Source organism: Legionella gresilensis (assembly GCF_900639865.1).
In the GTDB taxonomy this organism is placed as follows: domain Bacteria; phylum Pseudomonadota; class Gammaproteobacteria; order Legionellales; family Legionellaceae; genus Legionella_C; species Legionella_C gresilensis.
Genome location: NZ_CAAAHX010000004.1, coordinates 58,526 through 83,418 on the forward strand (window position 1 = coordinate 58,526; position 24,893 = coordinate 83,418).

Consider the following 24,893-nt stretch of genomic DNA (forward strand, 5'->3'; position numbering starts at 1 on the left):
ATTATTACGTTACGGCCTAGAAGGCTTTCCGGTTTCAGGGCCAAAACCTCGTTCAGTGTTTGTGGTGTTATTAAAGAAACTGGAGTTGGGCCTTTGTGTAGGTATAGTATTTACCAGATAATTTATCGCGTCTTGTTTTAGCTTTATTATATTTTCGTTGACATTATTTGCAATAAAGTTACAGAGTAAGTCTAACGCAGTTAATCCTTTGCTATTAATCGTGTTACGCAGCTCTTTTTGTTCTAATATTGTTGATAAAGTATTGATAGCTGTATCACCTAAGGGAGGTTTTAATCCAGCAATGAAATTTAGAATAATTGTTGGACCGTTTGGATAGCCTGCAATAAAATTAGCGACGTTCTGATTTTCAATTAAATCAAGAAGTAATTTACGATACTGTGGCTTTAGACTTTCATAATAATTATTTGGTATTGCTGCTGAGCCTAACAAATTATTAATTTCCTCTTCTGTACGGGGCATAAACAACTCCAAAATATAACCCTGTACTAATATTATACAATAAAATTAAGTTTTAATAAAAAGATTAAATTACTGAGGAATAAGCCCTCTAAACGATTTAATCAATAGGAGAAAAGGATGTGTGGACGATTCGTTCTAGAAATTAATGCTGAACGCTTAAAAGAGCAATTTGGGCAAGTGGCCATTGATTCTTTACCACAAGGCTATAATATAGCACCTACGGAACAAGTACTATGCTTAAGGCAAACAGAGCAAGGTTTGCTAGCTGAAAAAATGAAATGGGGTATAACTCCGTGGTATCAAACAGAAAAAAATACTATATTGTTTAACGCGCGCCAAGAAAGCGTAGCTGAAAAACCTGTTTTTCGCCAAAGTTTTAAACATCGCCGTTGCCTTATGCTGATGAGTGGTTTTTTCGAATGGCATCATATGAAACAAGCAGATTCCGTTAAAAAGCAACCTTTTTATATAACCCGAGAAGATAAAAAATTGCTTGCTATTGCTGCAATTTGGGAGCGAGGGAAAACTGAAGAAAAAACAAATAACTTACCTTCTTGTTGCCTATTAACCACAGAAGCTAATGATGTTATTAAAAAGGTTCATAATCGCATGCCTTGGATTTTAAATAAAGAACAGCAGGAATTTTGGCTACAAATGGAACCACTAGAGGCCGACCACCTTGAACTTATTAAACAATTAAATCAGCCCATTGAACTTGATTATTTTCCAGTACATACAATAGTAAATAACGCTCGATATAAGGCGAAAGATACGATAAATCCTTTATAAATAGGTCTATAATTGGACATTTTTATTAGTTATGTCATCACAATAAATTTCAATACGATCTCTTCCTAAATTTTTAGCTCTGTATAATGCTTTATCTGCAGATTCTATAATATTTTGTATAGTTACTTTTTCAGATGAAGGCGCTTCCACTAAGCCAATTGAAATAGTTATTTTAGGTAAAACTTACTGCTTAAATTTAATAGTTTTGCTTTTAAATTCTAAGCGAAAACTGTCTAGCTTTTGGATTGCGTTTTCTAAATTCATGTTTTGTAGGATAACAACAAATTCTTCGCCGCCATAGCGGCAAACGGTATCACTTTTTCTAAAATAATGGTTAAGTAATTTACCAGCCTGCCGTAGTACTTCATCACCTGCTTCATGCCCATAATTATCATTAATTTGCTTAAAATAATCTAAATCTAACATAGCAACAACTAAATTAGATTTATCTCTGCTAGCTTTAGCCAGATCTTTTTTCAACATCTCATCAAGGAAACGCCTATTAAATAAGCCAGTTAAAGGATCATGAATTGTCTGTAAGTAAAGCTTATGGCGCAAATCAATATTTTCCAAGTTTAACCTGACAGACTCAGCCAATAAACGATGAATACTAATAGATAAAATCAGCATCAAACCTAAATAAATAATTCCCTCTAATGCTAAAGGATAATAATCTCTTCCTAGTAAAATCAATGTCAAAATATGAGGCACAAACGCTGGAATAAGAAAGTAAAAGTAAACAAATTTAACTGGAGAATAAAAAATATTCGCTGCACAAATGGCACCTAGCAGAGTAATAATAATAAAGGATTGTGCAACGCTGTTTGTTTCGGGTAATAAGAAAGTGCCTAAAGGACTCCAACTTATTCCAGCAATAAAAGCACTTAAAGCAAGCAAGTTAAGCCATTTCTTTAGAGTTTGTGAGTGCATTGAATATGATTTTCGATACAAGTGAATAAGAACATAGCGCAGACCACAAAAAGAAACGCTAATTATGTACCAAACTAATAAAATAAGTTTATGTTCTTTCTGCCATAAAATAGCTGTCACAATACTAAATGTAATAAACTCGGCTAATTGTCCATAACCTAGATAGTCATAGACTAAGTCAGCTAACTTTACCTGCACTTTTTCTTCTATGGTTAAGTCATCCCTGCTTTTCATATTTAATACTCAAATTTTTAATTTAACATGCTAACTACAAAGCTTATCTAGCTATTACTTATTATATACTTCCAGCCTCATTAACATGTTTAATTAATCCTTTTTGCAAGTAAATGGGAGCTACACTTTGACGAATCTTAGGAATTTTATTTATATACCAAAATAAGACGAGTAAAAGTATGATTGCGGCAACACCAAAAGCAATCATGACATTAGAAAAACTACCAACCACACCATAAAATAAAGTGCTACCAATAGGAATAGTACCAAAACTTACCATAGTAATAATGCCAATTACTCGACCTTGGAATTCCACAGGGACAATTTGCTGGATAAAGACCATACCTGCAGTTAGAGTAACCATTAAACCAAAATCAATTAAGAGCAGCACGGGTAGCGCTAGCCATACAGAGCGACAAAAAGCTAATAAGAACATACTAATTACTAAAATTAAAAAAGAAACAAGGAATATTCGATTTAAACCTAAAACTGTTTTCCGTGCTGACATATAAAAAGCACCAATAGTTCCCCCTATCCCTCCTATAGCTAATAATAAACCTAATGTTCCTGCATTACCGCCTAAATAGTAGCGATTAACTACGGGCACTAAGAATAGATAAGGCCATCCTAATAATCCTATAAAACCTAGTAAGGTAATGATAACAAACACAGGCAGTGAATTTTTTACATAAAATAAACCAGCAAGCATTTCTTGTAGAACCGACTTTCTAGCTATGTGCTTTTCTACTTTATGAGGAATATTTAATAAGAAAATAAAACTTAAAAGAAATAATAACGCATTAAACCAGTAAGTTGCCCCTTCGCTTATATAAGTAATAAGAAGCGCCCCTAATCCATAGCCAAAAAACATAACTACGCGATTGGTTGAGTTAATTAGGCTAGTAGCACTTCCTTTTACATTCTCATCGGCAATAAGATCAGACACACTTGCTACAATAGCAGGAAAATAAAAAGACTGACTAAACCCATATATAATGACTAAAAATAACATTAGCCAAAAATTTGGCCAGCCAAATAATAAGAGTATTGCCATAAAAAGCGCTGCAAAGAGTCCGCTTAAAGAAACTAGTTTCATAATAAGAGGCCGTTGATATCTATCTACAAGCGCTCCTACTAAAGGGCCAAATAGCATGGGTAAATTAAAACCAAAGCCTATTAAACCTACATAAAAAGGAGAATTACCTTTAATATGGGTAGCAATTAAGCCAAATACCATGCCTGCCATCCAGACGGCTGTAAAGAAACATATTTCTGAAATAAATATGAAACGAAACCCAGGATAAGTAAAAGGCTTTACAAAAGGTATTTTAGATAAATTCATAAAGTGCTCTCTAACTAACGTGAGTTCGCCATAAAAGAGTCTTAGACTCTTTTATGGCGTTAAACGAACGTTATCCCGTAAAATGCAAAGCATTGGTACCGGATCCAGATCAAACATAAATATATTTTATGTCAAATTCACATTAACTATACTTAGTTGTAAGCATTCTAAGAGTGTAGCTACATTATTTCATTTTAGGAATTTCTCTATATCAGTTGTGATAAATATAACACCGTCTACTAAGTTTTATACTGCGTTGCAAGCGCGTTCGGCAAAGCATAGTACTTCTATGTACAATCCTCTTCGCTTCACTCGCTTGCGCCTTGTTTAAAACTTAAGGGGTGGCGCTATAGTTAGCTTTTAATTTATAAATGTTACTCAAAGCAGATAAAAATTTACTAGAATAGCGGTAATTCATCTAATGTGTTTTTATAAATTAAATGTGTATAAATTTATGATTATTTGCGCGATAAAAAATTTTTATATTTAAGTTATTGAATTTAAATGTATTTTAAAAATAAGGCTTGTGGGTAAGTTGTGTATAATTTTGTTAATAGTTTAGAGTACGTTAACTTAGAGTGCACTTTGCCTTTTATAATTTTAAATTGCAAAGTGCTTAATGAGTTTTACTTATTTCAGCGTTTTTCTCAATTTTTGTATGGCTCGAATTTGCGCTACTGCTCTTGCTAACTCCGCTGCAGCTAAAGCGTAATTCAACTCTGCATTTTTACCAGACATCGCTTCTTCAGCGCGAGCTTTCGCCGCAAGTGCAGCTGTTTCATCTAGGTTTTCTGCTCGCTCAACGACATCTGCCAAAACAGAAACGTGATAAGGTTGAACCTCCAACATGCCACCAGAAACATAATAGATTTCCTGCTCACCGCCTTGATGCGTAACTCTAATTTCACCAGGCTTTAACACAGTAAGCAAAGGCGCATGTCCAGGTGATATACCAACCTCACCTAATTCGCCAGTAGCAACAACCATTTCCACTGGGCCTGAGAAAATTTCTTGTTCTGCGCTGACAATATCCAAACGAGTTGTATTTGCCATATTATCTACTTGCCTCATAATGTTTTTGCTTTAGCTACAGCTTCTTCAATGCTACCAACCATATAAAAGGCTTGCTCGGGCAAATCATCATACTCACCAGCAAGAATACCTTGGAAGCCTTTAATAGTATCTTTTAATGGCACATATTTTCCTGGAGAACCAGTAAATACTTCTGCAACGAAGAAAGGTTGTGATAAAAAGCGTTGAATTTTTCGCGCACGGGTAACAACACGTTTGTCTTCTTCAGACAATTCATCCATACCTAAGATAGCAATGATATCTTTTAATTCTTTGTATCGTTGTAAAGTTTGCTGGACACGACGGGCCGTATCATAATGTTCTTGCCCTACAACAAGTGGATCAAGTTGACGAGAGGTAGAATCAAGTGGGTCCACTGCCGGATAAATACCTAACTCAGCAATTTGACGTGATAATACAACTGTTGCATCTAAGTGAGCAAAAGTAGTTGCAGGCGATGGATCGGTTAAGTCATCCGCAGGCACATACACGGCCTGTATTGATGTAATTGAACCTGTTTTTGTAGAGGTGATACGTTCTTGTAACATACCCATTTCTTCAGCTAGCGTCGGTTGATAACCTACAGCAGAAGGCATTCGTCCTAATAACGCTGAGACTTCCACTCCTGCTAAAGTATATCGGTAGATGTTATCAATAAACAGAAGTACATCGCGGCCTTCATCACGGAATTTTTCAGCCATGGTTAAACCCGTTAAAGCTACACGTAGACGGTTTCCAGGTGGTTCATTCATCTGACCATAAACAAGCGATACTTTATCAAGTACGTTTGAATCTTTCATTTCATGATAGAAATCATTTCCTTCTCGAGTTCGCTCGCCAACACCAGCAAATACTGAGTAACCGCTATGCTCAATAGCAATATTACGGATTAATTCCATCATATTAACCGTTTTACCAACACCCGCACCACCAAAGAGGCCTACTTTTCCTCCTTTAGCAAATGGACAGAGTAAGTCAATAACTTTAATACCAGTTTCTAATAGCTCTTGGCTACCAGCTTGTTCTTCATAACTTGGCGCTTTACGGTGTATTGGCCAGAGCTCTTCAGCATCAACAGGACCTTTTTCATCAATGGGACGCCCTAGAACGTCCATAATTCGGCCTAATGTTTTCTTGCCAACTGGTACTTGGATTGGTTGTCCTGAATTAGTAGCACGTATGCCTCGCTTAAGTCCATCAGTTGAACCCATGGCAATCGTACGCACAACACCGTCGCCTAATTGTTGCTGTACCTCAAGTACTAATTCATTATCCAATTGCAGCGCATCATTAACTTTGGGAACGTTATCACGATCAAATTCAACGTCTACTACCGCACCAATTATCTCAACTACCGTACCTAAACTCATAAAATTACCCTCTTATAAAGCGGATGCACCACCGACAATTTCTGCTAACTCTTGCGTAATGGCAGCTTGCCGAGCTTTGTTATAAGCCAATTGAAACTGTTTAATTAATTCACCAGCGTTGTCAGTCGCACTCTTCATAGCAATCATTTTTGCTGCTTGCTCACAAGCGATATTTTCTACAACAGCCTGATAAGCCTGTAATTCAATATAGCGTTCCAATAAAGCATCTAATAATTCTTTAGCATCGGGTTCATAAATATAATCCCAATAATGCCCTAAGCCTTGACTATCTTCTTCTGCTACAGGAAGAGGAAGCAGTTGTTTAATGAGAGGCTTTTGAGTCATTGTATTAATGAACTCATTATATACGATATGTAAAGCATCAATTTGACCATCATAGAAAGCATCCAGCATGACTTTAACTATACCAATTAAATCTTTGACACTAGGTTTATCACCTAAATGATCAGCTGAAGCAATAATATTGCCCCCTACCCGTTTGAAGAAAGCTTGACCTTTACGACCTATAACACATAAATCAACTTCTTTATTCTCATTCTGCCATTGACGCATTATACGCACAGTTTCACGTAATAGATTGGCATTTAAGCCACCCACTAAACCTCTATCAGAAGTCACAACGATTAAACCTACGCGCTTAATTTCTCGTGCCGTCATAAAAGGATGACGGTATTCTGAATTGGCACGCGCAATATGTTTAACAACATCATATATTTTAGTGGCATAAGGTTTAGATGCACGCATTCTATCTTGCGTTTTTCGCATTTTACTTGCTGCAACCATTTCCATCGCTCGCGTAATTTTTTGAGTATTCTTTGTACTCGCAATTTTCGAACGAATCTCTTTTGCTCCAGGCATATACTCACCTTAATTTATTTGTTGGATGTTAAACCAACTACAAGCTTATTTATTACTTACCAACTGCCTGTACGTTTAAATTCCTCTACCGCCTTACTCAGTTCCGCTTCTATATTGTTATCGTAAGCGCCGCTTTCATTAATTTTATCCATTAATGAAGCATAAGAAGAATGCATAAATGCTCGCAAAGCAGCTTCAAAGCTACCAATTTCAGCAGTGGGAATATCGTCTAAATAACCTTTTTCAACTACAAATAAAGAAACACTCATGTCTGCTACAGATAAAGGAGAATACTGCTTCTGCTTCATGATTTCTGTAATACGTTGGCCCCGCTCTAACTGTTTACGAGTTGCATCATCTAAATCAGAAGCAAATTGTGAAAACGCCTCTAACTCACGAAACTGAGCTAATGCTAAACGAGTACCGCCTCCAAGCTTTTTCATGATTTTAGTTTGAGCAGCACCACCTACCCGTGATACAGAGAGACCAGAATTAATTGCTGGACGAACACCAGAGTTAAATAAATCAACATCTAAGAATATCTGACCATCGGTAATAGAAATAACGTTTGTTGGTACGAAAGCAGATACGTCGCCTGCCTGTGTTTCAATAATAGGCAAGGCAGTAAGTGATCCGGTTTTACCTTTTACTTCACCATTAGTTAACCGCTCAACTTCTGCAGCATTAATACGTGAAGCGCGCTCTAAAAGCCTTGAATGTAGATAAAAAATATCACCAGGGTAAGCTTCACGACCTGGAGGACGTTTTAAAAGCAGAGAAATTTGTCGATATGCCCAAGCTTGCTTAGTTAAATCATCATAAACAATTAAAGCATCTTCTCCGCGCTCCATAAAGTATTCACCCATAGCGCAACCAGAATAAGGAGCAATAAATTGTAATGCGGCAGAATCGGCAGCACTTGCTACAACAACAATGGTATGTTCCATTGCGCCATGTTCTTCAAGCTTACGTACAGTGTTAGCAATAGAAGAAGCTTTTTGACCAATAGCAACGTAAATACATTTAATTCCTGTACCTTTTTGGTTAATAATCGCGTCAATAGCAATCGCTGATTTACCTGTTTGTCTATCACCAATAATTAATTCGCGCTGCCCACGGCCAACAGGAATCATGGCATCAATAGCTTTCAAACCAGTTTGTACAGGTTGATCAACTGATTGACGAGAAATAACGCCAGGCGCTACTTTTTCAATAGGAGACATCCTTTTAGCATTAATTGGACCTTTGCCATCAATAGGGTTACCTAATGCATCAACAACTCGACCTAATAAAGCTTCACCTACTGGAACTTCAAGAATTCGACCTGTACATTTACCTTTTTGACCTTCTGATAAACTTGAAGCATCGCCAAGCACAACAGCACCTACTGAATCTCGCTCTAAATTAAGCGCTAATCCATAGATACCGCCAGGGAATTCTATCATTTCGCCCTGCATTACATCGGCTAGACCATGAAGGCGAACAATTCCATCTCTTAAACTGACAATTGTACCTTCATTTCTTGCTTCTGAGACAACATTAAATTGTTCAATTTTCTGTCTAATTAGTTCGCTAATTTCAGATGGGTTTAATGCAACTTGTTCTGACATGAAATCTATCCTCTTAATTTATGCGGCCAAACTGGTGCTAAGTTTTTCTAATTTACCACGGACTGAGCCATCTATTACTAAGTCGCCAGCTTGAATTACAGCACCACCAATAAGCGTTTTATCAATTGTAATTTGCAAAGTTACCTTACGTTGTAAGCGTTTGCTTAGTGAATCAATCAATTTTAGCTGCTGATTTTGAGATAATTCTGAATAACTAATTACATTGACTGTAAGCGTTTTTTCTTGTTCCGCACGCATTGCTTCAAATATATTAAAAATATCAGGCAAAGCTTTAAGACGTTTATTCTCTGCTAACAGAGTAATAAAGTTTTTCAGATAGGTAGCATCTTCGGAATCAACTTGACCTGCAGTAGCGATCAGCAATTCAATATGCTGCTTTATTGTTGATGCAGGGTTATCAATGAAATTCTCTGCATTTTCATCTAATACCGATAAAGCTAAATTACGTAAATAATCTGACCAGCGTCGTAATTTTCCGGTATTAAACGCATATTCAAAAACAGCTTTGGCATAAGGCCTAGCAATCGTTACACACTCAGACATGATGTCAAATCTCTTTATCTAAAATTTCAAATCTCTTCAATTAAACTATCTAGCAATTGATTATTTATTTTTTCATCAATTTTGCGCTGAAGAATAACTTCAGCTCCGGCTACAGCTAATTCTGCTACTTGTTTACGTAAGTTTTCTCTAGCTTGATTAATTTCTTGCTGTAGCTTTTCATGCGCTATTTTAGCTTGACGATTTGCCTCTTGCTTAGCATCTTCCTTAGCTTCTTCAACCAGCTGTGCAGCCCGCTTTGTCGCCTTCTCAATAATATCTGAAGCTTGCGCTTTAGCGTGCTTTATTTCGTCTTTAACGCGAAATTGTGCCAATTCAAGCTCTTTGCGACCTCGTTCGGCCGCAGCAAGGCCGTCTGCAATTTTATTTTGGCGTTCTTCCATAGCCTTTGCCAAAGGAGGCCAAACAAATTTCATCGTAAACCAAACAAATACTGCAAATACCAGCATTTGTATAATCAGTGTAAAATTAATATCCAACGCAGTCTCCCCCGTAACTTTTAAAACGCAAAGGCGCCTCTTGTTATCAAGAACCTAAATTACTTAGGAAAGGGTTAGCAAAAGTAAAGAACAAAGCAATACCTACACCAATCATTGTTACAGCATCAAGTAAACCAGCAACAATAAACATTTTTACTTGTAACATAGGAACCATTTCTGGTTGGCGTGCTGAACCTTCAAGAAATTTACCTCCTAAAAGGCCAAAACCTATTGCTGTACCTAAAGCACCAAGGCCAATAAGCAATGCGACTGCAATAACAGTCATACCTTGAACTTGCGCGATTAAATTTGCAGCTTGCATATAAATCCCCTTAAATGAACAATGAAATTAAAACGAACTAATGATCTTCATGAGCTAAACTGAGGTAAACAATTGTTAAGACCATAAAGATAAATGCTTGTAATGTAATAACTAATATATGGAAAATCGACCAACCAAGTGATAACAAGAATTGGGCCACACTTAATGTTGCAGTACCTGCTATAGATGACTGTGCTGTAACATTAAGTGTTAGTAAAGCAATTAAAATAAAAATTAACTCACCTGCATATAAATTACCAAATAACCGTAACGCTAAAGAAATAGGTTTAGCAATTAAGCCGACTAGCTCTAACAACATGTTAAATGGAATAAACAAAGGATGATTAAACGGTTGTAAAGTTAACTCTTTTGCAAACCCTTTTATCCCTTTGATTTTAATACTGTAAAAAATGATTAAGAAAAATACTGACAATGCTAAACCTAGCGTTAAGTTTAAGTCATTAGTAGGGACTACTTTTAGATAATGAATCCCCACAGATTTTGCCATAATAGGTAAAACATCAACCGGCACAATATCCATAAAATTCATTAAGAAAACCCAAGTAAAAATAGTTAATGCTAAGGGCCCAATTAGTTTATTCTTACCATGAAAACAGTCTTTTACTTGATTATCAGCAAATTCAAGCATTAATTCCGCAAAATTTTGTAATTTGCCGGGCACACCTGTCGTAATTTTACGGGCGCCAATATACAAAAGGCCTAATACGATAAATCCCAAAACCACAGAGAAAAATAACGTATCAAGGTTTATGGTCCAAAAACCACCGGTTGAACCTAGACTCATCGTTTTAAGATCATAAGTCAGGTAGGTTAAATGGTGCTTAATATAATTTGTACTTGATGCCATTTCAGTCACTTTCGGGCCTATTCTGTTTACTATCAACCAGTAGTGGAGCAAACCAATGCGTCATCACCACAACTATATATGTTAAAAAAAATGCCAGAGGAGTTACCTCAAAAAATATAAAAACCAAGGTAAACAGTACAATTGATGATATTATTTTTAGAAATTCCCCAAGATAGAAACTTCTAACTATTTGCCTTGCTGCTCTCGCCCCCTGATACTTAAATAATTTTCTTGCAAATATCACTGAAGGCAAAAAAGCGACTAAGCCTCCTAAAAATGCAGAAAAAGCTGCTTGCTTACCTAAAGCAGTGAGCAACCCCAATGCAATTATGGCCCAAACTGTTAATTGAACTAACAGTAAGCGCCTAATTCGGCTCAGACCTTGTTCATCTTTCACTTAGCGTACCTACCTTTCAGGCGCGGATTATAAAGTAATCAATTTGGATAAGCAACGCCAATTTCTAATTTTGCTACTCTTTACTCTAACTTATTACCTACTTACCCTAGCATTTGGTAAATTAAAAGCAAATTGCTATAGTTAAATTGAGGTTGTTTTTTTTATTGCCATTGAAATTAATAACATTATTTACTCTAGCCATTATGGCACTAATAGTAAGTTTGTGTTTAGTTTCAACTTTAAATTAATCTCATGATAGGAATATATTATGTCTGAGAAGCAACAAGGTACAGCGTACAGCATGCGCGAAAAAATGCTCAATCGTTACGGTGATAGTATATACCATAAACACAATAAAAACCACCTACCTTACCGTAAACATTCCAGAACCCATCCCGTCAAAATTATGGAATATGAAAATGGAGAAGCCCATGAAGACTTTACTAACTTTACGGGCACAATTAAATTAAGAAAAATACGCAAACGACTGGATAATGGTCACGACCATTGATAAAGTTAACCTTAACCTCCCAGGTTAGCCACTTCCTGGTTTGGGTCGGTTGCCCTGTGGCCTTTTTAAAAGGCCACAGACTTTAACCGGCAGGCGTCTCACTTAAATTTAAATAACGCATTAGCTTTACAACTCGCACAACGCCTTCTGTATTTTTTGCTAAATTTAATACTCGCTCTGCTTGATTAGGTCTAACATCGCCCATAACGTAAACGATATTATCAACGGTAACAATTTTAAAGTCATTAGGGTTAATTTCAGCATCGGCTAATATTTGGCTTCTTATTTTTGTGGTGAGCCAGGTATCGGTAAGGTCATTTGCTGGTGCTGAATAAGCGGCAACTTGTAAAAATAGTTCTCGATATCCCTCTAAAGAGCGTAATCGTACTTCAGCTAAGTGGCGTAATTTACTATTAGGCAAATGACCTGCTAATAAAATATCTCCTTTAAATACAGCTAAATCTAGATAACAACCTTCTTGTTTTAATAGGCGATCTTGAAATAAAACCTGATTAGCTTGTAAGGCAAGTTGATAATCATAAACCTTTTTATAGACATTATGTCTATCATAGATAAGGGTAGCGCCGGTCCATAAACTACTTATACAGCTAGTTAATAGCGAAAAAGTTAAAATGATAAATAAATAAAACCCACATCGATGCATGTTTAGCAAATCCTTTACTTAAAAGCACTATTAACTAAAGTGAGTTTAATATACAAATTATTTTATGCTGGCTATGCAATTGTAATCCTTTTTTTACCTAACATTACATAGCCTAGTTCAACATGGAAATTAAGTAATATAGCGAAATACCTTAACCACCTTACGAACACCTTCTACATGTCTAGCAACGTCAACTGCTAACTCAGCTTGCTCATGCGTTACTATACCCATTAAATAAACAACTGAATTTTCAGTAACAACCCTTATAGAGCCAGATTCTAGACCTTTTCGACTAAGCATAAAACTTCGAACCTGGCCTGTAATGAAAACATCTGTTGTATTTTGTTTTAAAGGAAGCGGCTCGCCAATAGTTAATTCATTATACACACGGCGAACAGCAGGGGTATTTTGAGCTAATTTTTCAGCATTAATTCGTAAGGATGGATAAGGCGTTTGGCCAACTAACAAGACAATTTGATTGAAACTAACTATATTTATATGCGAACTATTAAAACGAGAGTCATCAATAATTGCTTTATGTATTAAGTGAAATATTCGCAAGTCACTTTCTATTGATTTTAATGAACGGCGATCATAGACAATTACGCCTGCAGCGGCTCCAGCTACTACAGCAGCTACACAACTACAAAGTAAACTACTAATTAATAAATAAATTACAGCACGGCACTTCATGGTCACTCCAACATTTGCCCAAATAAAGATTGATCAATTAAGTCGCAAAAACAATGTAATATAAATAAATGTATCTGACGAATTAAAGCTGCATTATCTGCAACAACGCGAATTTCAATATCCTCCGGGCCTAAGTGATTAGCCAAAACCCCGCCATCTCGACCATTCAATGCAATAGTGTCCATACCACGATCATTAGCTGCATTAATGGCATTTAAAATACTATCTGCGTTACCCGAGGTTGAAATAACCATCAAAATATCACCCTCTTGGCCTAAAGCTTGAATTTGGCGGGCAAAAACATGCTCATAATGACTATCATTTGCTATGGCCGTAACCGATGAAGTATCACCGGTCAAGTTAAATACCGGTAATGCTGGACGTTCCACTGCGAAGTGATGAAGCATAGCAGCTGAGAAATGATGGCAATTAGCGGCAGAGCCACCATTTCCACATAATAATATTTTGCCATCATTTAATAAGCAGTTAACTAAACGAGCCCCAGCTTTTGCTATTAGCGCTGATAAAGAGTCAGCAGCAGAAATCTGATTTTCGATACTCATACCAAAAAGTTGTTTAACTCTTTCTTCCATTTGCGACATAACTAATAGTTCCAGGCTTTTTGCATCAAATTTTCTACCCAATCAAAGCTTTGATTTTCGCGATATACTTATACTTGGGAAGGGATATCAAATTTATTATTTATCTTTTTCTAGGCAAAATGTAACTTAAATAAATATAAAACACTAGTTTAAATTTAAGAGGAAGATTGCGCACTAAAAGGCATCTTTCAGCCATTGCAGTTTTTGCTGCTCTATACCAATTACATCAAAGCGTACTGGATATTTATCTGTCCAGTTTTTAGTTAAAATAAAATGATTAGCCGTTTTTATAATTTTATTTTTTTTAGCTGCTGTAATACTGGCAAAAGGGCCACCAAATAAGGCACAACTTCGCGCTCTCACTTCAATGAATACTATATATTCCCTGTCTTTCATAATTAAATCTATTTCTCCCCAACGGCATTGATAGTTAGTGGCCAGTAAAACTAATCCTTGTTTAAGAAGATAATTACAAGCTTGTTCCTCTGCCGCTAAACCTAGCTGTCTTGACATAGATCCTTCACTTAACTTTAAATTTAATTTTTTAGACAAACTTATTTACAAATTTAGCCAATAATAGGCGTGAGATTTACCTTCTTAGTCATGACTTTCTATGTTTAAAAACTAAGAATTTTGGTAGCATACGCTAATCCAAATCGTATGAATGCAATAGGATAAACGATGGATAATACTTCAGCAACCACCCAAGGTATACTCTATATTGTCGCAACGCCAATAGGTAATTTAGACGATATTAGTCAGCGAGCGATTAACACCTTAAAACAGGTTGATACTATTTTAGCTGAAGATACGCGACACTCCCTACCCTTGTTAACAGCACTTGGGATTAGCAAGCCAGTATGGTCTTTTCATTCTCATAATGAACATGAAAAGAGTGAAGTTATTTTGAATGCTCTAAAAATGGGTGAAAATTTTGCTCTAATTAGCGATGCTGGTACACCCTTAATTAGTGATCCAGGTTTTCTGTTAGTCAAATTAGCCAGAACAGCTAACATCCGAATAATTCCTATTCCTGGCCCATGCGCTTTAGTTACCGCTCTTTGCGCAGCAGGCATACCATGTGATAACTTTTTATTTATCGGCTTCCTACCTGCTAAACAGCAAGCTCGATTAACTAAAATAAAATCCTTATCACAAAGTGAATATACTGTTGTGCTCTATGAATCAACGCATAGGATACTTGAGTGTGTTAATACCATTCTTGAGGTATATGGCTGCGATTATGAATTTGTACTAGCTAAAGAACTTACTAAAACTTTTGAGCGTTTTATCTATGGCAATGGTAATACAATTAAAGCTTGGCTCGAGGAAAATGCTGCTCACATTAAAGGCGAGTTCGTTATTATTTTACCTGCCAAACCTTTGATTAAATTAGATGAAGAAGATAAAAAGCTATTAACTACGTTACTTAAAGAGTTACCTTTAAAACAAGCTGTCAAAATCGCTAGCTCACTTTCTTCCACAGCTAAAAATGATTTATATAAATTAGCTTTGGATTTACAAACTAAGTAGAAAATTAGGAAAGCAAGCGTAGGTTGGGCTGCGCTATGCTTTGCCCAACCTACTTGTGCTTCAGCGTCAATTGAATCGATACATAACATCAAGACAAGCTGCAATAGGTAAATTAATAATCTAATATTTACTATAATTTATTTATAACACTCTAATTGATGATAACCTTATGACCTGGATAAAAAAAACTAGTTTTATGCTTGTTTTTTTATTAGTTTTCTTACCTTTTCTAGGCTACTCTCTAGGCGGTCTTTATAACTTCTTGCCAACCTTTTTACTATTTACTCTTGTACCTTTTATTGATTATTTAGTACAAGATTATGCCAACCCTAATGATCAGCAAGAACAATCATTAAAGAAAGACTGGTATTTTAAAGCCGTCACATTAATTTATGTCCCAGTCCAAATCATTTTTCTATCAATAGCAATTTATATTGTTAGTACCCATACCTTAATATGGTATGAGTGGCTAGGTTTTTGCCTTTCAATTGGTGCCTTAACGGGTGGTATAGGTATCAATCTAGCACATGAACTTGTTCATAAAAATAATACATTTGAACAATTTGCAGGTAAGGTATTACTGAGTATGGTATTTTTTGGACATTTCCTCATTGAACATGTTCGTGGCCATCATATTTGGGTTGGCACCCCTCATGATCCTGATACAGCAAAATTAGGTGAAAATTTTTATCAATTTTTTCCTAAAGCCTTTATAAAGTCTTTCATTTGGGCATTAAAATTTGAAAAAAATCGGCTGCAAAAAAATCAACGATCTTTTTACGATTACCATAACCAATTTTGGTGGATTATTTTTGCACCTTTAGCAATAAGTGTCTTTTGTTATATCTTAGGAGGATGGTCTGCTTTACTGTTCTTTATAGGGCAAGCAATGATAGCTATCTTTATATTAGAGACTGTGAATTACATCGAGCATTATGGCTTAGAGAGACAAAAGCTAGCTAATGGTCAATATGAAAAAGTTTCTTTTCAACATTCATGGAATGCCAATCATTGGCTCAGTAATGTTATATTATTTCAGCTACAACGTCATGCTGATCACCATTTAAATGGTGCTAAACCTTACCAAGTTTTAAAACATATTGATGAAAGCCCTCAATTACCCACAGGCTATTTAGGTATGATTTTTTTAGCTTTAATTCCACCGCTTTGGCATAAAGTAATGGATAAGAGAGTCTTGGATTATCGAAGCAAACATAATATTCAACTTAATTAAGATAAGTAGATAAGTAGATAAGTTAGGGTAAATTAAATATAAATGAGACTAACACTCTAATACCCTACTATAAGGCATTGCCTAAAATGCGAAGTATTTATTACTTGTTTCTATTGTAAATAAGTTCAAATCAGAAAACATTTTCAAAGTATATCATTAAAGCCAATAAATGTTAAAAAAGATCAAATTGAGCAAATTAATTACTATTGACTATAATATAAAGCATGTAATTAGTTTTGAGATGATATGGAAGAACTACATAAAAATGAGCCAGAGTTTTATAGAAAAAGGTATGAAGAATATTTAAGTGAAAAACCTGACGGCTTATACGAATTTCATAGTCCGCCAGATAATAAAACCTATTTTAAATATGACGGTGTATGTTATGAAGTAAAAAATAAATTAGGGAAAGGATCATATGGAGATATATATCTATTAAAACATAAAGACGGCGAAAAAGTACTGAAAATTATGAAAGGTCCTGCGTCAACTAGCAATTTAGCCGACAGTGTTAATAAAGCATCTTCTGAAAATAGTATCTTTCTCCAAGAAAAAAAGGAAAAGGTTAATAAAGCATCCTCGGAAAATGATCTCTTTATTTCGGAAAAGAAAGAAATACCACGAGCTTCACGCAGTGCACCTACTAGAAGAAGACATGGTGATAGATTTGATTTTCAACCAACTGAAGTGAAAGAGAAAGCCCAGCATGAACTTATAGGCTTGCAAATACTTAACCATACATCTATGAAAGACATTGTTCAAATGGAAAGAAAAGATGATAATGGCGAAATTTATACCTATTTTTATATCCTTATGGATTATTGCGGTATACCCCTTTCAAAGATTATAGATTCCGAAAATAAAGACCAATATACCTTCCAAGATTATCTTGATATCGCCATTTCTACAGCTGAAGAGTTACAAAAATTACATCAGGGTTTGCAATTTGACAGGGACGGAGAAAATCTTCAAGGATCCAATCCAATAGTAGATTCAGGCTATTATCACGGTGATTTGAATCCCAAAAATATTTTAGTTTTAGAACAACCTAATGGTCAGTATAAAGGAAATTTGGTTGATTTTGGTAATATGGCAAAGATTGCACTAATGGAGGTAGAGGTAAAAATCCCTGAAAAATATATTTGGAAAAATATGAAGGGTGAAATTATTAGTAAAGAAGAAGCTGATTTGTCACCCTATGATTCTTATGAAGAGCCCGTAAAAATAAAAAAAACGGTTATTCAAGGAATAAAGGCTAGAGCAGGCGGAACACCAGGTTATTTTGATCCACAACATTCAGCACGATCAACAGCAAGCTCAGAGGTTTACGAATTAGGAGTAAACTACGCTCTATTATTTAATTATGGCAGAATAGACTATTCTGAAGGGCCGCCTATATTTCGCCTAGATGAGCGTTACAAGCCATTCTCCCCTCAAGACGAAGAAATTTATAAATTAGTAAAAGAAATGGTATCAGCAGAGGTAGAAAGAAAGCCTGAATTTGTAGAAGAACGATCTGAATTAGTAAAAGAAAGACCTAAGTTATTAAAAGTAATAGAAAAATTAAAAACACAAAGAAATAAACTATTAAACGTTTCACCTAATGTGGAAAACGCCTCACTTGATTTACAAGAAGATGCGACAGTTGCTCCAGAATCTAATCAATCCAGTAAATTAAATCGCTAAACTTTATAGGAAAATTAATTAAGCAAAATATTGATATAGCCTACCCTATAAGCTTTAGTCAACGCTTTGAGGATTTCTGTTGAAAGCTCGCGATTGCCCTCGCTGCTTTTTCTTTGCAGGTATTAAAATCAGATGAAAATAGATTTTTATTAATCAGGGCAGCTCTTCTAAGTACTTATTATAATGAGAACTGACCTAGTTCTTTAAATATCACCTTTTTAAGTAGGACAACAGCTCAAATAAGATCCAATATCTTCATCTTCTTCAGGCTCTTGTACTACCTTATTTTTTTCTGATTCAGGATCACCTGCAAATTCTACCATTTTAACTTGAGGCTTATTAGCCTTATGCTTTTCATAAGCCTCATAAAGCTTATAGGTAAGATAAACTGCCGTTAATACTAAAGCAGCTTCCCAGCAGATAGCAAAAGTAGCGATCATAACCCCGGGTAAAACTGCATTTTTAACCATGGTTAATATAAATTCTTGTCGCGCTGCTTGATACTCTTTCAATGCCAAAGCCATATCTTTTTCACTTGCGTTATCTACTTCTGCCTGAGTTAGCCGTAATTTTTTATCTTTAAATTGACTATAAACAGGTGCAGATAAATACATCGTAACGGCGATGGTACAAACAGCATAAGATAATGGGACTAATACAGGAAAGCCTACGATCATTGCTGCACTAAATCCTGCAGCCAATAACAATGCAGCAGCAGTATTAAATAAAAAAGTTGAACTATTTACTTTCCAATTTAACTCAAGTTCTTTTTGCTGTTCTTTAATTAAATCGCAGTGTTTTTTTAACCTAAATACTTCAACTTGATTGTTATTCTTAGCAGCATCCACCAATAATTGTTCATAGTGTTTAAACTCTTCCTGATACTCTGATTTCTTTCGCAAATACTCTTGTTCTGCAAGATGATGGCGCCAAAGCAATAATCCAACGTCAAACATTAGAAAACCAGCTGTAATCCAACCTGCTGCTGTAGCAGAAATATGGAAAAACTCTGCATAATTGGTTATCCCGTTAACCGTTGCCCACACAATATCATTTAAAAATTCAGCATGACGTTTAGATACTTCCTTGCTAAAACGCTCCCATTTACTGAGTTCTTTTTCAGCATCCGTAGGTGAAAACGTATGCTTAAGCACTATACCAGCATTGATAATAAAGCGAGCAACAAAGAATCCCACACTTAATGCCCGCATAATTTCATTAGGTGTTTCAAGCTGTTTAACTATATTTTCAGCATCAATAGGTTTATTTATCCATTTGCTTAATTGCTCTAACCAATGCGTATTTTTAGCTAAATGTTGAAACGAATTAGTTAACGTTAAACGACAAAATGTCCAATACATACGACCCATATTTAAGAGGCCGACTTCATTGCGCAATTTAGAAGCATGCTTAACACTAGTAGCAAGATCTTTTAAATCACTGCTGACTTTCTGACCTAATTCTTTAATAAAGCTTGGAGCAACTTTCTGTTCTTTATTGGGGTTTTCTTTATGTTCTTCTAATTCTTGCCAAATTTGCTCACGTAGATCTCTATATTCAGCCACTTTAGCGTGTTGATCATAATCAAGATAATAAGCTTCAAGCATGGAACAACAATAATAACAATAGAGCCAAAACTCTTCCTGCTTGTCTTTATTTTTACTTAAACTAGCATAAAGTTGACTAAATTCCTGTTCAATAAGTGCTTTATTCACGGATAAAAATTTAAAGCTTTTTTCTCTTACCTGCATATCAATCATCTCAATTGATTTGTCTGAAGTATTTTGAAAAAAACTATATTTATCATCGCGAAAAGCTTTATATTGTTTTGAAAAGGGCATAATTTAGTCCAAACAAAAAAAGTACAAGAAGTTTAAAAAAATACAACTTAACATTCTTTTAACTATCAGACAATCATTTTCTGTGTTTTTTTTCTTCATTTTGATTTATTGATAACATCATAAGGTAGAGTCAATTAATTATTTAATAATTGACTAAGCTTCTGATAAATAATTGATTATTTTTTTATTTACCTATGCAAAAACTAGAAAAAATTTTCCCAAGTAAGTCGTCTGAGGTAAATTCCCCTGTAATTTCACATAAGCACTGATGAGCTAGCCGCAAATCTTCAGCCAATAATTCGCCTGCGCGCGTGTCAATTAATTGCTGTTGCCCAATTAGCAAAAATTCTTTTGCTCTATCTAAAGCATCTAAATGCCTTCTACGTGCTAAAAATTGCCCTTCTGTTGGTTGAAAGCCAACTACCGATTTAATTTTACTAATTAAGAGATCAATACCAATGCCCGTTTTAGCCGATAAATAAATAGCATTATCATCTTGTTTAACTTGGTGGTGTATAGTATCAATTTTATTAAAAATTTTAATTAGGGGAACACCTATAGGAAGACGAGCTAAAATTGTCTTATTCAGCTCATTATCTTCCTCATTTTGATTAACATCGATCATTAACAATACGCAATCAGCTTGGCTAATTTCTTGCCAAGCTCGTCTAATACCTTCTTGCTCGACTATATCGTTACTTTCTCTTAAACCAGCGGTATCAATAAAATGAACTGGTAAATCATCTAATAAAATATATTCCCGCATTACATCCCGTGTCGTACCAGCTACTTCTGTTACAATTGCTACTTCACGCCCAGCTAAACGATTAATTAATGTTGACTTACCTGCATTGGGCTTTCCTGCAATAACAATGGATAGTCCTTCTCGCAACATCGCACCTTGCGAAGCGTTTTGTCTTAAGTCGGTAAGGCTGACTATAATCTCATTAAGTAAAGAGCTAACTTTACCATCACCTAAAAAATCAATTTCTTCTTCTGGAAAATCAATTGCAGCTTCAACATACAGTCGCAAATTGATAATCCTTTCATTAAGTTCATTTATCTTTTGAGAAAAGTTACCTTGCAAAGAGCGTAGAGCCAGACGCGCAGCCGTTAAAGAGCTTGCATGAATTAAATCTGCAATTGCCTCAGCTTGGGTTAAATCAATTTTTTCATTTAAAAAAGCTCGTTCTGAAAATTCACCAGGTTTAGCAAGCCGCGCGCCATAGGAAATTCCTTGCTGTACTAAATAATCTAAAATAAGAGGCGCACCATGCCCTTGTAACTCGACTACATCTTCACCCGTAAAAGAATGAGGCGCTTTGAAATAAATAACAATACCTTGATCAATTAATCTGCTTTCGTTGTCAAAAAAATTAGTGTAGGTAGCCGTACGTCGCTTGATATTTGTGCGCTTTGTTAATTTAAGAGTAATTGAGTAAGCCAAAGGGCCAGAAATTCTTACTATACCTACCCCACCTTGGCCTGGTGGAGTAGCTATCGCAATAATTGTATCTTGAAAAACACTCATTTTGCTGTCATAAGCTGCTTCTTAGAGGTGGGCCGATTATCACTGTATTTGCGTGTAATATACCACTGCTGCAGAATGGATAAAGTATTATTCACAATCCAGTACAATACTAAGCCAGCTGGAAAATTCCAAAATAATGCCGTAAACACAATAGGTAATAACATCATTATTTTAGCTTGTGTTGGATCAGGTGGAGCTGGATTTAAACGTTGTTGTATCAACATAGTAGCGCCCATAATGATAGGCAATACATGATAGGGATCAGCTGTCGCTAAATCTTTAATCCATAGAATAAATGGCGCTTGTCTTAACTCCACGCTCTCTAATAAAACCCAATATAAGGCAATAAATACGGGAATTTGCACTAAAATAGGTAAACAGCCACCAAATGGATTAACTTTTTCTTGCTTATAAAGCTCCATAGTGGCTTGGCTAATTTTTGCTTTATCATCGCCATATCGCTCGCGTAAGGCTTGCAACTTGGGCTGCAATTTACGCATATTTGCCATAGATTTATAACTTGTTGCAGACAATTTAAAAAAGGCCAGCTTAATAAGCACTGTTACAAGTATAATTGACCATCCCCAATTACCCACTACAGAGTGAATAGCTTTCATAATCGAAAATAAAGCGGAAGATACAAACCATAACCACCCATAATCTACGGTCAAGTCCAAACCAGGTGCTATGGCACTCAAAGTACTGGTGGTTTCTGGTCCAATATATAATTTAGAACCTAGTTCCTTTTTTTCACCTGGCTTAACAATTAAAGGCTGACTAATTGTGCCAATGGTATAATCATTATTAGCATTACGAGTATAAATAAGATTTTTACTTTTTGTCTCTGGTACCCATGCGCTAAGAAAATAATGCTGCTGCATTGCTATCCAGCCACCTGTCACATCAACATTAAGATTAGACTTAGACATATCTTTAAAGCTCACCTTCTTATAACGACTATGCTCTGGATTAGAATAAGAAGCGCCCGTATAAGAACCAATATGAAATAGACTAGACTGATCTTCAGCGGGTAAAGTACGGACTAGCTGGGTATTCATATAACCTTGCCAGTCTTGTTGACCTGCATTTACGATTTGGTAATTAACTTCAATTAAATAACTCCCTGGCGTAAAAACAAAATTTTTGGCTACTTCTAAGCCTGTATCTGTTTGTCCGGTTAATGTTACGACTAATTGTTTCTGATTAGGGTCAAGAATATAGTCTTGTTTTGGTGAGTTATAATTTATTTTAAGATTTTCAACATCGCCATTTTTATTTACCACGAGGCTACTATTCGCTGTATAACGCTCGTTAGGCTTATCATACAATAAAGTTATAGGAGTCTGGCGCTCCTCTACACTTACAGGATAATTTAAAAGTTTAGCTTGAGTAATATCACCAAAATTTTTATCAATTAAAACAGACAATACATCAGTTCTAACTTGAATAGCCCGAGAAGCTGAATAATTTTGTTGGGTATTTGTAGTTTGACTTGCTTGATTTAAGTTAGTTGTCTGACTGCTATTGATATTAGGTAATAAACTATCTTTAGTATTTTTATTAATGTTACCCGAAGAAGTCACTGTCGTGGCAGGTTTAGCAGGGTAATCTTGCTGCCAAGCAGACCATAAAGAATAAATAACTAGCGCAAGCGCTGAATATAATACAACTCGTCGAATATCCATTAAGATTTCTCTTCATTATGTAACACAGGATCGTAACCTCCTGCTGACCAAGGATGGCAACGGAGTAAACGATAACACATTAACCTTATGCCTTTAAAAACACCAAAATGATTAATTGCTGATAAGGCATATTCAGAACAGCTAGGATAAAAGCGGCAACTTGGCCTTAACATAGGGCGAATAAATAATCGATAAAGGATTATTGGAAAACTAGTCAATTGACGTAGAAAGCATTTAATTTTTTCCATGCATTACCTAAATGTGCAATAATTAACTTATTTTCTACTTTTCCTGCCCCATGTCTTGCTAAAAAAACGATATCGACTGCAGGTAAATCCTGCGTGCGAAAAAATTCACGCACTAAACGCTTGAGTCTATTTCGTTGACATGCTTTTGCTATTTTCTTTTTTGACAAAGCAAGCCCTAATCTTGCATAGCCCAAGGAATTTTGTCGATATAAAATAATTAATTCCGGGGTTATAACTTTATTGGCTTGGGTAAATACGTAATCATAATCACTTTTCGCGATTAAGCGTCGTTTTTTGTCAAAACTATACACTAAGCTGATAAACGCTTCCGACCTTTTGCACGACGACGTTTTAATACTAAGCGACCACCGCGGGTTGCCATACGTTGACGAAAGCCATGATCACGCTTGCGTTTTAGCTTACTAGGCTGATATGTACGCTTCATTTAAGACCTACTTAAATTAATTCAAAGGTGGGCAATGATAGAAAACTTTACAAGTTCTGTCAAACCATCTGAAACAACAAGCTATGGTGTGATTAACATGCATAGCCAATTTAAGATGAAAAATAGCCTTGCAGAGCTTTTAAGTAAATACTTTTAAAAAGGGTTAAAAGTTTATTCTGTAATAATAATTAAATCTTAAATATTTATTTATTTTTTATTATTAGCACAAAAAATTCTGTGCATAACCTTAAAATATTATAATTATACAATAGGTTAGATTAAATATAGATCTGTTGAGAATAGGTGTTTTTAATGATTAATACTTTAAGATAGTTTTTAAACTGTATTAAAATAAGTGTAATTATTCACATCCTTTACCCTACTAAACCAATTCTTTGTTAACACTATATTAGTACTCCTTTTATTTTCAATTGAACTAATTATGTACACCTGGAATTTACTCAATAATTATAATAATTAAATAAGTATTTAAATTTGTTATGATTATTAAGTAGCAATTTTCTGTTAATAATTTATAAAAATTCATTTAAAACAAAGAGTTATGTTAAATTTATCCTGGTGATAGATAGTATTTAAGTAGTTACTGTTTTATTTAATAAAAATTTAATTTAAGTATTTTTAGGCTATTTTTGTGAATTGTCCCCATGTTTAGTTAATTTTTGGGTTAGTTTTTAGGGGGATATTCTGCTTTTATAAACAGATAAGTATGGTAACTAATAAAATAGAAGGTTTAACTATTTATATATAACTGTTAGCTACTTTAATTTTATTGGCGGATTTAAATTGTCCCTGTATGAGTTTAACTTTAATCTTGTTATTATTTTTTCACGATGTATGCGGCTTATG

26 protein-coding genes and 1 pseudogene are annotated in these 24,893 nt (G+C 35.2%); 5 read left to right on the forward strand and 22 right to left on the reverse strand.

Going from position 1 to position 24,893, the window contains the following annotated elements:
* Positions 1-9 precede the first annotated feature (9 nt).
* Positions 10-480, reverse strand: coding sequence for a hypothetical protein (locus E1P04_RS05550; protein WP_131781939.1), 471 nt, complete (start codon positions 478-480; stop codon positions 10-12).
* A gap of 117 nt (positions 481-597) precedes the next feature.
* On the opposite strand from E1P04_RS05550, the gene E1P04_RS05555 reads away from it, so the two are divergent.
* Entirely contained in the window at positions 598-1,269 is a 672-nt protein-coding gene (locus E1P04_RS05555) for an SOS response-associated peptidase (protein WP_131781940.1), read from the forward strand.
* Between the two features lie 6 nt (positions 1,270-1,275).
* On the opposite strand, the pseudogene E1P04_RS18295 reads toward E1P04_RS05555, so the two are convergent.
* The 11 genes and pseudogenes from E1P04_RS18295 to E1P04_RS05615 all read right to left on the reverse strand — a co-directional run bounded on the left by E1P04_RS18295 (position 1,276) and on the right by E1P04_RS05615 (position 11,353).
* Positions 1,276-2,433: pseudogene (locus E1P04_RS18295) on the reverse strand (GGDEF domain-containing protein).
* 61 nt (positions 2,434-2,494) lie between these two features.
* Positions 2,495-3,775, reverse strand: a complete 1,281-nt coding sequence (locus tag E1P04_RS05570) for an MFS transporter (RefSeq protein WP_131781942.1) — start codon at positions 3,773-3,775, stop codon at positions 2,495-2,497.
* 630 nt (positions 3,776-4,405) lie between these two features.
* The gene (locus tag E1P04_RS05575; RefSeq protein WP_131781943.1) at positions 4,406-4,828 is read right to left on the reverse strand and encodes a F0F1 ATP synthase subunit epsilon; all 423 of its coding nucleotides are present in this window, start codon (positions 4,826-4,828) and stop codon (positions 4,406-4,408) included.
* Positions 4,829-4,842: 14 nt separating this feature from the next.
* Positions 4,843-6,216, reverse strand: coding sequence for a F0F1 ATP synthase subunit beta (atpD, locus tag E1P04_RS05580; RefSeq protein WP_131781944.1), 1,374 nt, complete (start codon positions 6,214-6,216; stop codon positions 4,843-4,845).
* 12 nt (positions 6,217-6,228) lie between these two features.
* Positions 6,229-7,095: a F0F1 ATP synthase subunit gamma gene (gene atpG, locus E1P04_RS05585; RefSeq protein WP_131781945.1), complete on the reverse strand. Its 867-nt coding sequence runs from the start codon at positions 7,093-7,095 to the stop codon at positions 6,229-6,231.
* 56 nt (positions 7,096-7,151) lie between these two features.
* Positions 7,152-8,705: a F0F1 ATP synthase subunit alpha gene (atpA, locus tag E1P04_RS05590; protein ID WP_131781946.1), complete on the reverse strand. Its 1,554-nt coding sequence runs from the start codon at positions 8,703-8,705 to the stop codon at positions 7,152-7,154.
* An 18-nt stretch (positions 8,706-8,723) separates the two neighbouring features.
* Positions 8,724-9,269: a F0F1 ATP synthase subunit delta gene (locus E1P04_RS05595; RefSeq protein WP_131781947.1), complete on the reverse strand. Its 546-nt coding sequence runs from the start codon at positions 9,267-9,269 to the stop codon at positions 8,724-8,726.
* A 26-nt stretch (positions 9,270-9,295) separates the two neighbouring features.
* Positions 9,296-9,766 carry a F0F1 ATP synthase subunit B gene (locus tag E1P04_RS05600; protein ID WP_131781948.1) on the reverse strand — a complete coding sequence of 157 codons (471 nt, stop codon included), beginning with the start codon at positions 9,764-9,766 and terminating at the stop codon, positions 9,296-9,298.
* A gap of 46 nt (positions 9,767-9,812) precedes the next feature.
* Positions 9,813-10,088 (reverse strand): F0F1 ATP synthase subunit C, encoded by a 276-nt coding sequence (gene atpE, locus E1P04_RS05605; RefSeq protein ID WP_028385819.1) that lies wholly within the window; start codon positions 10,086-10,088, stop codon positions 9,813-9,815.
* Positions 10,089-10,125: 37 nt separating this feature from the next.
* Positions 10,126-10,956, reverse strand: a complete 831-nt coding sequence (gene atpB / locus E1P04_RS05610) for a F0F1 ATP synthase subunit A (RefSeq protein ID WP_131781949.1) — start codon at positions 10,954-10,956, stop codon at positions 10,126-10,128.
* A gap of 1 nt (position 10,957) precedes the next feature.
* Positions 10,958-11,353: a F0F1 ATP synthase subunit I gene (locus E1P04_RS05615; RefSeq protein ID WP_131781950.1), complete on the reverse strand. Its 396-nt coding sequence runs from the start codon at positions 11,351-11,353 to the stop codon at positions 10,958-10,960.
* Between the two features lie 268 nt (positions 11,354-11,621).
* Between E1P04_RS05615 and E1P04_RS05620 the strand changes: the two genes are divergently transcribed.
* A complete protein-coding gene (locus E1P04_RS05620; protein ID WP_131781951.1) occupies positions 11,622-11,864 on the forward strand; it encodes a hypothetical protein in 243 nt (80 codons plus the stop codon).
* A gap of 82 nt (positions 11,865-11,946) precedes the next feature.
* Here E1P04_RS05620 and E1P04_RS05625 read toward each other — a convergent pair whose 3' ends face one another.
* From E1P04_RS05625 to E1P04_RS05640, 4 genes are all read right to left on the reverse strand, one after another.
* Positions 11,947-12,528 (reverse strand): BON domain-containing protein, encoded by a 582-nt coding sequence (locus E1P04_RS05625; RefSeq protein WP_131781952.1) that lies wholly within the window; start codon positions 12,526-12,528, stop codon positions 11,947-11,949.
* A gap of 129 nt (positions 12,529-12,657) precedes the next feature.
* Positions 12,658-13,221 carry a BON domain-containing protein gene (locus E1P04_RS05630; RefSeq protein ID WP_131781953.1) on the reverse strand — a complete coding sequence of 188 codons (564 nt, stop codon included), beginning with the start codon at positions 13,219-13,221 and terminating at the stop codon, positions 12,658-12,660.
* A 2-nt stretch (positions 13,222-13,223) separates the two neighbouring features.
* A complete protein-coding gene (locus E1P04_RS05635) occupies positions 13,224-13,823 on the reverse strand; it encodes a D-sedoheptulose-7-phosphate isomerase (protein ID WP_131781954.1) in 600 nt (199 codons plus the stop codon).
* 174 nt (positions 13,824-13,997) lie between these two features.
* Complete coding sequence (locus E1P04_RS05640) at positions 13,998-14,336, reverse strand: YraN family protein (protein ID WP_131781955.1); 339 nt, start codon at positions 14,334-14,336, stop codon at positions 13,998-14,000.
* Positions 14,337-14,504: 168 nt separating this feature from the next.
* Here E1P04_RS05640 and rsmI point away from each other — a divergent pair, with 168 nt between their 5' ends.
* From rsmI to E1P04_RS05655, 3 genes are all read left to right on the forward strand, one after another.
* The gene (gene rsmI, locus E1P04_RS05645; protein ID WP_131781956.1) at positions 14,505-15,356 is read left to right on the forward strand and encodes a 16S rRNA (cytidine(1402)-2'-O)-methyltransferase; all 852 of its coding nucleotides are present in this window, start codon (positions 14,505-14,507) and stop codon (positions 15,354-15,356) included.
* Positions 15,357-15,525: 169 nt separating this feature from the next.
* Positions 15,526-16,590, forward strand: a complete 1,065-nt coding sequence (locus tag E1P04_RS05650) for an alkane 1-monooxygenase (RefSeq protein WP_131781957.1) — start codon at positions 15,526-15,528, stop codon at positions 16,588-16,590.
* 246 nt (positions 16,591-16,836) lie between these two features.
* A complete protein-coding gene (locus E1P04_RS05655) occupies positions 16,837-18,276 on the forward strand; it encodes a protein kinase family protein (RefSeq protein WP_131781958.1) in 1,440 nt (479 codons plus the stop codon).
* A gap of 218 nt (positions 18,277-18,494) precedes the next feature.
* Here E1P04_RS05655 and E1P04_RS05660 read toward each other — a convergent pair whose 3' ends face one another.
* From E1P04_RS05660 to rpmH, 6 genes are all read right to left on the reverse strand, one after another.
* Positions 18,495-20,117, reverse strand: coding sequence for a hypothetical protein (locus E1P04_RS05660; RefSeq protein WP_131781959.1), 1,623 nt, complete (start codon positions 20,115-20,117; stop codon positions 18,495-18,497).
* A gap of 184 nt (positions 20,118-20,301) precedes the next feature.
* Positions 20,302-21,648, reverse strand: coding sequence for a tRNA uridine-5-carboxymethylaminomethyl(34) synthesis GTPase MnmE (gene mnmE / locus E1P04_RS05665; protein WP_131781960.1), 1,347 nt, complete (start codon positions 21,646-21,648; stop codon positions 20,302-20,304).
* Entirely contained in the window at positions 21,645-23,333 is a 1,689-nt protein-coding gene (gene yidC, locus E1P04_RS05670; RefSeq protein WP_131781961.1) for a membrane protein insertase YidC, read from the reverse strand. The genes mnmE and yidC overlap by 4 nt, the downstream gene beginning before the upstream one ends.
* The gene (gene yidD, locus E1P04_RS05675; RefSeq protein ID WP_131781962.1) at positions 23,333-23,581 is read right to left on the reverse strand and encodes a membrane protein insertion efficiency factor YidD; all 249 of its coding nucleotides are present in this window, start codon (positions 23,579-23,581) and stop codon (positions 23,333-23,335) included. Before yidD ends, yidC begins: the two co-directional genes overlap by 1 nt.
* A complete protein-coding gene (rnpA, locus tag E1P04_RS05680; RefSeq protein WP_131781963.1) occupies positions 23,548-23,892 on the reverse strand; it encodes a ribonuclease P protein component in 345 nt (114 codons plus the stop codon). The genes yidD and rnpA overlap by 34 nt, the downstream gene beginning before the upstream one ends.
* The gene (gene rpmH, locus E1P04_RS05685) at positions 23,892-24,026 is read right to left on the reverse strand and encodes a 50S ribosomal protein L34 (protein ID WP_115303963.1); all 135 of its coding nucleotides are present in this window, start codon (positions 24,024-24,026) and stop codon (positions 23,892-23,894) included. Before rpmH ends, rnpA begins: the two co-directional genes overlap by 1 nt.
* Positions 24,027-24,893 lie beyond the last annotated feature (867 nt).